The sequence below is a fragment of the Flavobacterium sp. GW823-FHT04A11 genome (assembly GCF_058796535.1).
Map to the genome: position 1 here is coordinate 1,231,837 of NZ_CM179503.1, position 14,449 is coordinate 1,246,285.

The following is a 14,449-nucleotide window of genomic DNA, read 5'->3' on the forward strand; positions in this document are numbered from 1 at the left end:
TCTTTTAAATAAAAAAATGAAAATACAAATAATCAACAAGTCACAACACGCATTACCAAATTACGAAACAATTGCTTCGGCAGGAATGGATTTACGTGCCAATTTAAGCGAATCAATAACATTAAAACCATTAGAAAGAACGATTGTAAAAACAGGACTTTTTATTGAATTACCAATTGGTTTTGAAGCGCAGGTAAGACCAAGAAGTGGTTTGGCTGCAAAAAAAGGAGTGACGGTTTTAAACTCTCCTGGAACTGTTGATGCTGATTATAGAGGAGAAATAGGCGTAATTTTAGTAAATTTATCAAACGAGGAATTTGTAATCGAAAACGGAGAAAGAATTGCCCAATTGATTATTGCCAAACATGAAAGAGCTGAGTGGATTGAAGTTGGAGAACTTTCTGAAACTTCAAGAGGCGAAGGCGGCTTTGGAAGCACTGGCGTGAAGTAGTTTTCAGTAATCAGTTTTGAGTCGCAGTTTTCAGTCGCAGTTTCAACTGTCGGTCTGTAAACTTTGCGATCTTAAAATGAATAAAACTTATTAATCTTCGCGAAAGAACCTTTGCGAACTTTGCGGTAAATTTTAGGACAAAATGTCTTTTACCGTAACATAATTTGAACTAACCAAACTGAAGATTTTAAATCTTCCCATATAAAATAATTTCAAAATGAAAATAATCGTTCCAATGGCGGGTCGAGGATCAAGACTTAGGCCACATACATTAACAGTTCCAAAACCATTAATTCCGGTTGCGGGAAAATCTATAGTACATCGTTTAGTTGAAGATATTGCCAAAATATTAAAAGAACCAATCGAAGAAGTGGCTTTTATATTAGGAGATCCTGCTTTTTTTGGAGATGATCTTGTAGAAAGTTTAGAAGAATTGGCAGGAAGTTTAGGAGCAAAAGCTTCAATTTATCGTCAGGATTTACCTTTAGGAACTGGTCATGCTATTATGTGTGCCAAAGAATCTTTATCTGGTCCGGCCGTAATTGCGTATGCAGATACTTTAATACGAGCAGATTTTGAATTAGATCCTTCTGCAGATGCTGTGATTTGGGTAAAACAAGTCGAACAGCCGGAAGCATTTGGTGTTGTGAAATTAAATAACAATAACGAAATTATAGAATTGGTCGAAAAACCAAAAGAATTTGTAAGCGATCTTGCCGTTATCGGAATCTATTATTTTAAGGAAGTTGGAGATTTGAAAAAAGAACTTCAGGGTGTTCTGGATAATAATATTCAGAATGGTGGTGAATATCAGATCAATGACGGAATCAAAGCAATGATGGCGAACGGAAAAGTTTTTAAAACCGGAAGCGTTGACGAATGGATGGATTGCGGAAATAAAGATGTAACGGTTGAAACCAATACAAGAATGTTAGGATTTTTACACAATGATGGTGAACATTTAGTAGATTATGACGTAACTTTAGATAACTCAACCATTATTCCGCCATGTTTTATTGGTGAAAATGTAGTGTTGAAAAATGCAACTGTAGGTCCAAATGTATCTTTAGGAAAAGGATGTCATGTTATCGACAGTACAATAAAAAACAGTTTAGTACAAACGTTTTCACAAATAAAAAATGCTAATCTGGACAATGCAATGATTGGAAACCACGTTAGTTATGATGGTAAGTTTACAAGCATTAGCATTGGTGATTATTCTGTTTTAGAATAAAAATTTAAAAAGAAATTGTGTAAATGATAAAGAAAAGAGTTTTAGTAATTTTAATATTCGCTTTGTTCAGCAATGCATTTTCGGTTATGGCACAAACCAATCCGGAAGATATTGCTATGGCAACAGATGAATATCAGGACTCTTTTTATGAATCATTGAAGCAAAAAGGAATCGAGAATTACGATAAAGCAATTGCATCATTAGAAAAATGCGTGAAGCTAAAACCGAATGACGCAGTAGCTTATTTTGAATTAGGAAAAAATTACCTGGCATTAAAAGATTACAACAATGCCCAGAGTTCTTTTGAAAAAGCGACTCAATTAGATCCTAAAAATAAATGGTACTGGCTTGGAATTTATGACGTAAGTTATGAAACCAAAAACTATCCTTTGGCAATCGAAACAATTCAAAAAATTATTCCGTTTGACGAAGAATACAAAGATGATTTGATTTCGTTGTATATGATTTCAAATCAATATGATAAAGCACTTGCGACGATTAATGAAATGAACGATAAGTTTGGAAAATCGGAAGATCGTGATCGTTATAAAATGCAGATTTTATCACAGGGAAAATATCAAAATGCCGAGGCTTCAAATTTAATTGAACAGATTAAAAAGAATCCAAAAGAAGAATCAAATTATGTAGATCTGATTTTCCTGTATTCAAAATCTGAAGAAACAGATAAAGCTTTGGATGTTGCGAAACAGCTGGCAAAAGAAATTCCAAATTCAGAGTGGGCGCAGGTAAGTTTGTTTAAGGGATATTTAGATGCAAATCAGGCAGATAAAGCGATTAAGTCGATGAATATAATTTTGGCAAGTTCAAAAATTGATTCAAAAATAAAACATCGTACCTTAAATGAGTTTTTGATTTATGTAAATAAAAATCCGCAATATGCACCGGATTTAGAAAAAGCGATAGGTTATTTTGATAATGATCCAAATGTTGATGTGGCGAAAGAAATTGGAAAATTTTATCACAGCAAAAACCAATTTGAAAATGCAATTAAATATTATGAAAAAGATTTAAGCGCCAATTCAGATACAGATCGCGAAACTAATTTGCTTTTGCTGGATGCTTATGCGCAGGCAAAACAATTTGATGCTATGACAAAAAGAGCAATGACTATGATTGAAGTTTATCCAAGTCAGCCGCAATTTTATTATTATGCCGGATTAGGAAGCAATCAGCTGCAGCAATTTAAAAATGCAAAAACCGTCTTAGAAATGGGATTAGATTATGTAGTTGACGATGTTAAATTGGAAGCAAATTTTAATATTCAGCTCGGAGAAGCTTATAATGGATTGGGAGACGCCAGAAAAAAAGAGGAATACTTTTTGAAGGCAAATGAATTATTAAAGAAAAAGAAGTAAAAAGAAAATTCAAGATGAAAAAATATATAGCAATTGTATTGGTATCTGTTTTTATGATTTCCTGTAAATCAAAAGCAGTAGCAGTGCAAAGTACTGATAATAAAGAAGTTGTTGTAAAAAAAGACAACAATGTTATAGAAAAACATTATGACAATAAATTAGATTTTAAAACATTATACATAAAAGCAAGTGCCAAATATGTTGATGAAAAACAAAGTCAGAATGTAACCGCCGAAATTAGAATTGAAAAAGACAAACAGATTTTAATCAGTGTTCGTTTTCTTGGAATCACAATGGCAAAAGCATTAATTACGCCAACAGCAGTAAGTTATTACGAAAAAATAAACAGTACTTATTATGAAGGAGATTTTACCAGTTTAAGCAAATGGTTGGGAACCGAACTTGATTATAGTAAAGTGCAAAATTTATTAGTTGGAGAAGCTTTAGACGATCTTAAAAAAGGGAAATACACACAAACAATTGTAGAAAACCTGATTCGTTTAGAAGATGAAAAAGAGACTAAATTGAAAAAAGCTTTCTTTTTGGAACCTGAAAAATATTTGCTGCAAAAAGAACAGATTTCGCAAGCGACAGAAAATATCATGTTAGAAATTAAATACTCTGACAACAAAGTTTTTGATCAGGGAAATATTCCAACAAGTATCGAAATCAATGCAATTCAGCCAAAAGGAAAAACAGATATCAATTTAAATTACAATAACATTTCGTTTAATGAAGAACTTTCTTTTCCTTATAGCGTACCAAGTGGTTATAAGAAAGTTTTAATTAAGTAAATTTGCAAAAAGAAAACAGAAACATGCCGAAATTTCTCCTCAGCCTAATTTTTATATGTGCCACAACTTTTGTCTGGGCACAAGATTCGCAGCAAGAAAAACTTGAACAGCGAAAAGCTCAGATTCAGCAGGAAATTAGAGACAACGAAAAAATGTTGCAATCTGTAAAGAAAAAAGAAAAATCAGCGGTAAATGTGTTTTTAATTCAGGCAAATAAAATTAAGCTGAAAGAAAAACTTATTAATACAACAGCAAAACAGGAAAAGATTTTAAATAACGATATGTATATTAACCAGCTTAAGGTTAATAAACTAAATAGGGAATTGGCTGTTTTAAAAGAAGATTATGCTAAAATGATTTTGAAGTCGTACAAAAGCCGTTCTGAACAAAGCAGAGCGATGTTTATTTTATCTTCAGAAAGTTTTCTACAGGCTTACAAAAGAGCACAATATTTAAAACAATATACCAATTTCAGAAAAAATCAAGGTTTAGAAATCCAGTCAAAAACAGCTGAATTAGTTGATTATAATGCAAAACTGGACGGACAAAGACAAATCAAGAAAAAAATTATTGCTGAAAATCAAAAAGAAAAGCAAAGCTTAGAAATTGAAAAGAAAGAACAGCAAAAACTGGTTAACGAAATAAAAAGAGATAAGAATAAAATTATTGCAGATACAAGATCTAAACAACAGGAATCGAGAAGAATCGACGCTAAAATTAAGGATCTTATCCGTGAACAAATTAGATTAGCCAATCAAAGAGCAGAAGAAGAAAGACGTAAAAGAATAGCAGAAGGTAAAGCCAGCGAAGCAGATAAGGCAGAAGCGTCAGCACCTAAAAGTTATTCATCAGACAGAATTACATTAACCCCGGAAGGTAAAATTTTAGCTGCCGATTTTAAAGCAAATAGAGGAAAACTGCCTTGGCCGGTAGAGAAAGGATTTATATCTCTTGGTTACGGAGATCAGCCGCATCCGCTTTATCCAACACTAACCGTTCATAATTCCGGAGTAGAGATTACTACAGAACAAGGAGCAAATGCCCGCGCTGTATTTGAAGGAGTAGTATCAAAAGTGATAGCATTGTCTCCTGTAAACAGAGCTGTTTTTATTCAGCATGGAGATTATTTTACAGTATATCAAAACCTAAGTTCGGTATCTGTTGAGCAAGGTGACAAAGTAAAAGTGAAACAGGTTATTGGAAAAGTAAGAACCAGTGGAGACACGGGGAAAACAATTATCAAGTTTTTGATTCTTCAGAATACATCAAATAATAATCCGGAAGGATGGTTACAAAACAGATAAAGAAAGGGAGCTAATTGCTCCCTTTTTTATTTGAAATTGCATCGATGAAATTTAAAAATAGTATTTTTGCACTATGGAAACAAATAGACAGAAAAAAATAGGCGGTGTCATTCAAAAAGATTTGGTTGATATTTTGCAAGGTGAAGTGAGAAAAAACGGAATTAGTAATTTGGTAATTTCGGTATCCAAAGTTAGTGTTACTTCAGATTTATCTGTGGCAACGGTTTATTTAAGCATTTTTCCTCAGGATAAGGCGCAGGAAACTTTAGACGGAATAAAATCAAATACTACATTAATCAAACATGATTTATCACAACGTGTACGTTTGCAATTGCGTCGTGTACCAAATCTTGTATTCTTTATCGATGACTCATTAGATTATATCGAAAAAATTGACAATGCTTTATCAAACAGAGAAAACCCAATTGAGAACCGTGATCTTTTAGAAAAAAGAAGAAAATCATAAATTGAATTTCCCCCTTTACATAGCCAAACGTTACATTTTTAGCAAAAGTAAAAACAATGCTATAAATATTATCAACCGCATTGCCAGCTTGGGAATCATAGTTGGTACGATGGCTTTGTTTGTAGTTTTATCTGTTTTTAGCGGATTAAAAGTATTCAGCCTTTCGTTTACAAACGAAATAGATCCTGACTTAAAAATGACAAGTACTCTTGGAAAGTCATTTTTAATAACACCGGATCAGGACAAACAGCTTAAAAAAATTGACGGCGTTGCTTCGTATACTAAAATTATAGAAGAACGGGTTTTGTTTTTGTTTAAAGACAAACAGCAGGTTACATATTTAAAAGGAGTTGACAGTCTTTACCCTGTAGTAAACGACATTAATAAAAAGCTTTTTAACGGACAATGGATTAAACCAGATACGTATCAGGTTGTAGTAGGTTATGGAATCGCCAGAGATTTTTCAATGGGAATATTAGATTTCGAAACCCCGTTGCAGATATTTGCGCCAAAACCCGGAAAAGGAGCTTTTGAAAATCCCGAAGAAGCATTTAATAAAACTGATGTTTTGCCTGTTGGAATTTATTCTATAAGCGAAGATTTAGATTCAAAATATGTATTTGCTGATTTGAGTTTAGCACAGGAATTACTGATGTACAAACCCAATCAAATTTCAGGAATTGAATTTCATTTAAAGGAAAATGCAAATGAAAACACAATCAAAACGCAGCTCCAAAACATTTTCAAAAACAAAATCACTTTAAAAAATCGGGCACAATTAAATGAGTCTTTGTATAAAATGCTCAATACCGAAAACATTGTCGTATATCTAATTTTTACTCTGGTAATTATTGTAGCGCTTTTTAATTTGGTCGGAGCCTTGATTATGATGATCTTAGAGAAAAAAGGAAATCTGAAAACCCTCTTCAATCTTGGAACAGAAATAAACAGCATCCGAAAAATATTTTTACTGCAAGGAACTTTATTAAGTGTTTTTGGAGGAATAATTGGTCTCATTCTGGGTATTATTTTAGTATTGTTACAACAGCGATATGAACTCATTATGATTACGCCAACATTAGCATATCCCGTTGTTTTTAATCTTGAAAATGTATTAATTGTTTTAACGACAATAGTTTCACTTGGTTTTGTGGCCTCTTTAATCGCCAGCAGCCGCGTAAGCAAAAACTTATTAGATTAATATTTCTTCCTAAAAAATATTACTTATATTTATCGTCTCAAAAACTACAAGCATATGATTGTTTCTGCCTAATCCTATTTTATTTTTAGAATAATTAGGATACTTACGTTTATTTCTCTTGAGTTCAGAATTATAATATCTGAGCTAATCTTATCATTTATTCTAACAAATCATGACAGAAACTACAATAAAGAAAAGCTTATTTTCTAAAATTTTTACCACATTAACACAAGCAATCAAAGGCGATGAATCTTTTGATTATACCGCTGGAAACATCAAGAAAGCAGTCATTTTATTAGCCATTCCAATGGTTTTGGAAATGATGATGGAATCGGTTTTTGCTTTAGTCGATTTATATTTCGTTGGACATTTAGAACACAGCAGTTTTGCGATTCAAACTGTTGGCTTAACAGAATCTGTTCTTACTATTATATATTCCCTGGCAATAGGAATGAGTATGGCGGCAACGGCGGTTGTAGCGAGACGTATCGGAGAAAAAGATCCGGTCGCTGCAGCAAAAGCAGGAATGCAGGCTATAATTATAGCATTTGCAGTAAATAGTGTTATGAGTATTTTGGGAGTTATTTATGCCAAAGACATTCTTTTGCTTATGGGCGCATCTATTGATGCAGCTGAACATGGTTATCATTTTACCCAAATCATGATTGGTTCAAGTTTATGCATTATGCTTTTATTTTTGATTAACGGAATATTTCGTGGAGCAGGAAATGCAGCCATTGCCATGAAAAGTTTGTGGTTAGCTAATATTTGTAACATTATTTTATGTCCGATATTAATTAATGGTTTAGGACCAATTCCGGCTTTCGGATTAGTTGGTGCTGCATTAGCAACTACTTTAGGCAGAAGCATTGGAGTATTATATCAGGTGTATCATTTATTTTCAGGAAACGGAATTCTAAAAATTAAAATAGCTTATTTTGCTCCGGACTTTAAACAAATAAAAGCATTAGTAAAAATTGCAGCTCCGGGAATTTTGCAATTTGTAATCGCATCCTGCAGCTGGATTTTCCTGGCACAATTGGTAGCAACAACCGGAGGTGATCACGGTTCTGCGGGATATCAGACAGCGTTAAGAATTATGATGTTTTTCATTCTTCCGGCTTGGGGATTAAGTAATGCGGCTGCAACTTTGGTTGGGCAAAATTTAGGCGCCAAACAAATTGACCGTGCCGAAAAATCTGTTTTAACTACAGCAAAATACAATGTCATTTTCATGGCAAGTATTATGATTATTACCCTTTGTTTTGGAAAATATATTATCTCGTTTTTCACCAATGACGAAATGGTAAAAGTTGTAGCTGTTGAAGCATTACAAATTATGAGCGTAGGATTTATTTTCTACGGAATTGGAATGGTTTTAATAAATACTTTCAACGGAGCAGGCGATACCTGGACACCAACCGGAATTAATTTCTTTGGATTCTGGCTGTTTCAAATTCCATTAGCTTATATTTTAGCAAAACATTTTAATATGGGACCAACAGGAGTTTTTATCGCCATTCCGGTTGCAGAAACCGCTATAACGTTGGCAGGGATTTTCTTTTATAAACGAGGAAAATGGAAACGTATTCAAGTATAATCTATAAATAAAAAAAGACCTTCAATTTTGAAGGTCTTTTTTTATGTAGGAAATTTACACTAAATTTGTTTTATGGAAGATTCGATCCAAAATAAGATTAATAAAATTCAAGAAACTGCGCTAGCTTCTCGTGCGAACAAAAGCATTACAAATTGTAATGTTGTAGAATTAAATAATGGTGATAATTTATCTAAATCTATTAGAAATGTTAAGGAAGCTGAATTATTCTTTTCTGAGTTAAAGTCAGCAATTGATCTTGCTAAAAGAAATTCAATAAAGAATGTATTAGAATAAATATGATGCTTTATATATTTAAATAAAATAGACCTTCAATTTGAAGGTCTTTTTTTTGCATTTACATCTTTGTCAAAGTTTTAAACTTGACAAAAATTATGTAGTTTTTAAACAAATTCATATCCGGCATAAACCTGTTCAATTTCTTTCATAATTGCGAAAAGATTTTCAGGTTCATCAGTGGTAACCAATTTTTGTTTGTATTCTTTAAACGAATGAATTCCTTTGAAATAATTAGTATAATGACGACGCATTTCAACAATTCCCAATCGTTCACCTTTCCATTCCATTGACCACATTAAATGATTTCTGGCGGCTTCTACGCGATCAGCAACTGTTGGCGCAGGCAAATGTTCTCCGGTTTTAAAGAAATGCTTGATTTCGTTAAAAATCCACGGATAACCAATGGCAGCACGACCAATCATGATTCCGTCAATACCGTATTCATTTTTATATTTTAATGCTTTTTCTGGACTGTCGATATCGCCATTTCCAAAAATAGGCATTGTAATTCTAGGGTTGTTTTTTACACGTGCAATATGCGACCAATCGGCGTGACCCTTATACATTTGCGCACGGGTTCTGGCGTGAATTGTCAAAGCCTTAACACCAATATCCTGAAGTCTTTCGGCTACTTCATCAATGTTGATCGAGTTATCATCCCAGCCTAAACGCGTTTTTACCGTTACAGGCAAATCAGTACTTCTGATAACCGCTTTTGTCAAACGCACCATCAAATCTACATCTTTCAAAACTCCCGCTCCGGCACCTTTACAAACTACCTTTTTTACCGGACATCCAAAATTAATATCAACCAAATCGGGTTTTACCGTAGAAACAATTTTAGACGAAAGCGCCATTGCTTCTTCGTCACCACCAAAAATCTGAATTCCAACCGGACGTTCGTAATCAAAAATATCCAGCTTCATTCTGCTTTTGATCGCATCACGAATTAATCCTTCCGACGAAATAAATTCAGAATACATCATGTCAGCGCCATGCGTTTTGCATAATCTGCGAAACGGCGGATCACTCACATCTTCCATCGGTGCGAGTAATAAAGGAAATTCGGGTAATTCTATGTTGCCAATCTTGACCATCTTCAATATTTTGTGCAAAATTACAACATTTCCTCGAATTTACGTGATATGAGGCTCAAAGGTTCAGAGTAACAAAGGTTCAAAGGTTTTTTTATCAGACTGTTAAGAACCTTTGTCCCTCTGAACCTTTGCAACTTTGTCCCTTTTATTGAACTCTATAATCAAAAAAGCGAATTGGTTTTCTGCTCATCGGATTAAAAACTAAGGGATTTAGTATTTCTTTTGGAGCAAATTCTATTTTTGGAGTTACTCTTAATTTTGCTCTGAAATGATCTTTTATTTCCTGTAAAAATTCCGGAGTCTGATTTTTACAGGCGATTTTTATCAGGATTTCATCCGTTCCTAAATCATTGGTAGAAATCTCAATAATATGATTTTCAATATTGTCGAAGTCGCTCAGAACATCGTTCATCGCTGGCGGATAAAGTGTTGTGCCTTTATATTTAATCATTTGTTTTTTACGCCCCACAACCGGACCAACACGTACCGTATTTCTTCCGCAGGCACAAGGTTCATTATGCAGCTGCACAATATCGCCCGTTTTAAAACGTAATAAAGGCATTGCTTCAATACCTAAAGTAGTAAAAGTTAATTCGCCAATTTCACCATTTTTTACCGGATTATTTTCTTCGTCCAAAACTTCAATAATAATCAATTCCGGATGGTGATGACCTCCAAGACCGTGTTCACATTCTGTAAAAGCGGTGCTCATTTCTGTCGAAGCATAAGTCGAAAACAACTGAATATTCCATTTTTCAGTGATTTTTTTCGATAAAGTATTCATCGAAAAATCCTGATTTCTCAGAGATTCTCCAATGCAAATGGCACCTTTTATGCTCGAATTGTTATAATCGATTCCGTGAATTTCGGCATATTCAACCAATTTTAATAAAAAAGAAGGAACCGTAATTAAATAAGAAGGTTTGTATTTTAAAATTGAATCCCATTGCAATTCCGGGATTCCGGCACCAACACGAATAACGCCAACCTGCAGTTTTCGCAAACCAAGAAAATAAGCCAAACCGGCCATAAATTTTCGGTCAATAGTCGTCATTAATTGCACGACATCACCTTCGGCAATTCCGGCGCAGGCAAAAGAAATGGCTTCGTTATAAGCCAGTCGATCCAGATCAGAATCGGTTAAACCAAAAGTTACCGGATCTCCCAAAGTTCCCGAAGTCGAGGCATAATCGATAATTTTATGTTGCGGAACACAAACAAAATCATCATTGTATTGTTGTAAATCTTCTTTTGTAGTTACCGGTAAATGCTGTAAATCTTCGAGTGTTTTAACTTTTGAAATATCAATATTTTGTCCGGCAAAAAGACGTTTGTAAAAAGGAGAATTCTGACTGATATAAGTTAAAAGTTCTGCTAATTTCTGCTCTTGAAAATTTTTAATTTGTTCTAAAGAATCCTGCTCTATTGGTGGAATCGTATTCATTTTCTTTTGAGTTTTTTTAAATATTTTTCAATTGCTTCTTTATCAGGAACAGTTGTAATTTCTTTGGTTAATGCTTTTTCAAAATTGTTTTGCGCAAATTGAAAATACTTCTGTTCGTAAAAGTACAATCCCGCTTTATAATACACAACCCAATAATCAGGGTTTAAAGATTGGTAATTCTGGATAAAATCAAAAGGAATTTTCGTTTTATTTTTCAAATATAAATCCATTTTGTGATCTTCAGTCCTAAACTTCTGATAGTTTAAAAAAGCGGTACTTTCTATAAAAGGATCTTTGGCAATATTCAGATTTTCTTCTTCCATTGAAATAGTAAAATCTGCTTTTTTATCTTTAAAAATGGAATCTAAATTATAACAGACAAATTCCCCCAATTGATACGGATTTGCAGAAACCCAGACTAATTTTTCTTTCGGTTTAAAAATAATTCCGTGATGCGCCATTAATTGATTCAGTGCTTTTTCGTTTCCATAACCTAAAGCGATATCATGTAAACCTTCTTTATTTCGTAGAATTTCAGATGCGATTTTCGGATTGATTTTCGGGTTTTCACTTAAAAGTTCCTGCATTCTGTCATAACGATATTGCGAATGACTATTGGCAATTTGCGATTGATTTCGTTCATCATTTTTAAAAGCATCACTTTGAAAATGATTCGAACAAATTAATTGATTCGTATTTGGAACATCAAAAACATCCATTTTTTCTGGAGAAACCTCAATTAAAATGGCTTTATTATCATACGCACTTCCAACCATAATAGATTCTGAAACAAACAATTGTCGTTTTTTTGCGATGGCAATTGCTTCATCAATATTTTTAGCGTGCTGCAAAATCTCGCGGGTTAATATCGAAATTGGTGTTTTTGCAATTATCGGAATTTTAGATTTCCCGGCATTTATCGTCACCGTCAAACCTTCCTTATTCATTCCCGAAACCGTACCAATCATTCCGGCCCAGGTCACCATCATAAACGGATAACCCTCTTTCGGATTTATAAACGCAACTATTTTATTTTCTGCGAAAGCATCACTGACATAAAAATCAAAATTTCTGCCCAAAATCAAATTTCCATCTTCAGATTTTTCTCCCCAAGCCGCAAAAGAAGAACAGCCAACTAAAGCCAGATCCTGCAAAGCGTGACCAATATCGTGCGCACCGTGCAAATATAAACTGCGCTGATATTGTGGTGCTATATTATTAAAATCCTGAGAAGTGTATTGCGAAACGCCATAAATCTCCGTTTGATATTCATTCGGAACATTCAGATATAATTTTCGATTGTACCACTTTAGAAAATTCCGAAGCAGATTTTGCTGCAATTTTGAAGGAACAATATCTTCCACTTTTGAGAAAAATATTTCCTCTTGTTTTTTTAAAAGAGAATCGGATAATGCGCCGGCTGTGAGTCCAATTTCAAGCGGATCACCTTCTACATACAATTCCCAAAGACCTTGCTTGTTTTTTAATAACGAGTTTTTTCCGGAAGTAAAAAGTTCATTCGAATGTTTTGTTACAACTGGTTTTACAGCATTATAGTGTGCAATTTCCGGTAAATGGTGCATTGATTTTGAGGTACCACAAGAAACAAATATCGATATAAAAATTATAAAGGATAGATGTAAGCAATGGTTTTTCATAACACTTTTTATTCAGATGCTTTATTTATTTTAGTTACTAAATATTCCTTCCCAACAATTTCAGAACAAGTTACAACCGCGCCAATTGTTACACCCAAAACACCATGCATATTAATACTTTGTCCGGTAAGATAGAGATTGTCTAACTTGGTTTTTGACGGAATCAATGTTTTCATCGGGTTGCTGGCATCTTTTACATAACCGTACATATTGCCATTGGTGCCGCCAATATAATCGCGATAAGAGAGTGGTGTAGAAGTATGAATTGATCGGATACAATCTATAATTCCCGGAAATTTTATCTCAATTTCTTTTAAAAATTTCTCTACTTTTCTGGCTTTAAATTCTTCATAACTTTCTCCACGATCGCTTTCTTCGGCAGTTGTATTAAAAGTGTCTACCCAAGGCGCAACATCGTCATATTTCATGTAAGTTATAAAAGTCATTCCCTCAGCCCATTCTTCCTGTTTTTTCGAAGCATTCATAGACGCCATAAAAGCCTTTGGCCACGATTCTTCATCATATTCATGACAATTCCAGACATCGCTGCTTTTCTTAAAATGATAATGATTGTGATTGATATATTTAAAGGTTTCCGGTTTAAAAACAATATACAGACTAAAAGCCGAAATTACACCTTCAAGACTTTGAACACGGCTAAAAAAAGATTTTCTAAAATGTTCTTCGCCTGCCATTTTCAGCGTCGTTTTTGGTTCAATATTCGAAATGAAATAAGAACCCGAAACTTTGGATTTATCTTTCATTTCTACAGAAGTTACTTTGTTGTCTTCAACATTAAATTTGGTAACTTCTTTATATTTATAAAACTCTCCGCCGTATTTTTTAAGCTGTTTTAAAAGCTGTTTTGTAATCTGACTTCCGCCATTGATACAACGCCATGAACTTTGAATGTAAGAGTTGACAGAAAGGGCATGAACGTAAAAAGGCGATTTATCCGGAATACCGGCATATAGAAAATTAGAACCTGCCAAAACAGCTTTTAGTTTCTCATTTTCGGTAAATGCATCAATGGTTTCCTTGGCATTTAAAGCCAGGATTTCATTATCATATTTTCCTTCCCATTGTAAATTATAAAGCGGAAAAGAATCGCAAATCACTTTTATTTTATCACAATAACGTTCGATATTTTCTTTTTCATCCGGAAAAAAAGTGCCTAACTGATCGACAAAATTATCATAACCCTGTGCATGTGGATATTCGGTTTCATCATCTTCAAAAGAGATAATATCAAACCCATTATCGTCCATTTTTTTTAAATTCAAATGATCGATAATGCCCAAATATTTAAAATATTTATACAGATTTTGTCCCTCGCTTAAACCTCCGATATAATGAATTCCAGTATCAAAAATAGTTTTATCGCGCACAAAAGTCTGCAAATTTCCTCCGTATTGATTATTTTTTTCGAGCACACAAACGCTATAGCCTTCTTTAGCAAGAATAATTGCCGAGACTAATCCGCCTAAACCGCTGCCTACAATTACCACATCATATTGCTCCTTCATG

The 14,449-nt window shown here is 33.7% G+C and carries 13 protein-coding genes; 9 read left to right on the forward strand and 4 right to left on the reverse strand.

The window, feature by feature from the left end; all coding sequences use genetic code 11:
- Window positions 1-16: 16 nt before the first annotated feature.
- The 9 genes from dut (at window position 17) to AC3QL1_RS05420 (ending at window position 8,720) form a co-directional block, all read left to right on the forward strand.
- Window positions 17-451: a dUTP diphosphatase gene (dut, locus tag AC3QL1_RS05380; protein WP_492495754.1), complete on the forward strand. Its 435-nt coding sequence runs from the start codon at window positions 17-19 to the stop codon at window positions 449-451.
- Window positions 452-668: 217 nt separating this feature from the next.
- Window positions 669-1,685 (forward strand): sugar phosphate nucleotidyltransferase, encoded by a 1,017-nt coding sequence (locus AC3QL1_RS05385; RefSeq protein WP_492495756.1) that lies wholly within the window; start codon window positions 669-671, stop codon window positions 1,683-1,685.
- A 23-nt stretch (window positions 1,686-1,708) separates the two neighbouring features.
- A complete protein-coding gene (locus tag AC3QL1_RS05390) occupies window positions 1,709-3,061 on the forward strand; it encodes a tetratricopeptide repeat protein (protein ID WP_492495758.1) in 1,353 nt (450 codons plus the stop codon).
- 14 nt (window positions 3,062-3,075) lie between these two features.
- Window positions 3,076-3,855: a lipoprotein insertase outer membrane protein LolB1 gene (gene lolB1 / locus AC3QL1_RS05395; RefSeq protein ID WP_492495760.1), complete on the forward strand. Its 780-nt coding sequence runs from the start codon at window positions 3,076-3,078 to the stop codon at window positions 3,853-3,855.
- Between the two features lie 23 nt (window positions 3,856-3,878).
- Window positions 3,879-5,159 (forward strand): murein hydrolase activator EnvC family protein, encoded by a 1,281-nt coding sequence (locus tag AC3QL1_RS05400; protein ID WP_492495762.1) that lies wholly within the window; start codon window positions 3,879-3,881, stop codon window positions 5,157-5,159.
- A 73-nt stretch (window positions 5,160-5,232) separates the two neighbouring features.
- On the forward strand, window positions 5,233-5,625 hold the full coding sequence (gene rbfA / locus AC3QL1_RS05405; protein ID WP_115844573.1) for a 30S ribosome-binding factor RbfA: 393 nt from the start codon (window positions 5,233-5,235) through the stop codon (window positions 5,623-5,625).
- 1 nt (window position 5,626) lies between these two features.
- Entirely contained in the window at window positions 5,627-6,826 is a 1,200-nt protein-coding gene (locus AC3QL1_RS05410; RefSeq protein ID WP_492495764.1) for an ABC transporter permease, read from the forward strand.
- 172 nt (window positions 6,827-6,998) lie between these two features.
- Window positions 6,999-8,426, forward strand: a complete 1,428-nt coding sequence (locus AC3QL1_RS05415; RefSeq protein WP_492495766.1) for an MATE family efflux transporter — start codon at window positions 6,999-7,001, stop codon at window positions 8,424-8,426.
- A gap of 72 nt (window positions 8,427-8,498) precedes the next feature.
- The gene (locus AC3QL1_RS05420; protein WP_492495768.1) at window positions 8,499-8,720 is read left to right on the forward strand and encodes a hypothetical protein; all 222 of its coding nucleotides are present in this window, start codon (window positions 8,499-8,501) and stop codon (window positions 8,718-8,720) included.
- 107 nt (window positions 8,721-8,827) lie between these two features.
- Here AC3QL1_RS05420 and dusB read toward each other — a convergent pair whose 3' ends face one another.
- From dusB to AC3QL1_RS05440, 4 genes are all read right to left on the reverse strand, one after another.
- Window positions 8,828-9,820, reverse strand: coding sequence for a tRNA dihydrouridine synthase DusB (dusB, locus tag AC3QL1_RS05425; protein WP_492495770.1), 993 nt, complete (start codon window positions 9,818-9,820; stop codon window positions 8,828-8,830).
- Window positions 9,821-9,965: 145 nt separating this feature from the next.
- On the reverse strand, window positions 9,966-11,264 hold the full coding sequence (flxY, locus tag AC3QL1_RS05430) for a flexirubin biosynthesis putative acyl-CoA ligase FlxY (RefSeq protein WP_492495772.1): 1,299 nt from the start codon (window positions 11,262-11,264) through the stop codon (window positions 9,966-9,968).
- Entirely contained in the window at window positions 11,261-12,922 is a 1,662-nt protein-coding gene (locus AC3QL1_RS05435; RefSeq protein ID WP_492495774.1) for a C45 family autoproteolytic acyltransferase/hydrolase, read from the reverse strand. The genes flxY and AC3QL1_RS05435 overlap by 4 nt, the downstream gene beginning before the upstream one ends.
- 8 nt (window positions 12,923-12,930) lie before the next feature.
- Window positions 12,931-14,448 carry a phytoene desaturase family protein gene (locus AC3QL1_RS05440; RefSeq protein WP_492495776.1) on the reverse strand — a complete coding sequence of 506 codons (1,518 nt, stop codon included), beginning with the start codon at window positions 14,446-14,448 and terminating at the stop codon, window positions 12,931-12,933.
- Window position 14,449 lies beyond the last annotated feature (1 nt).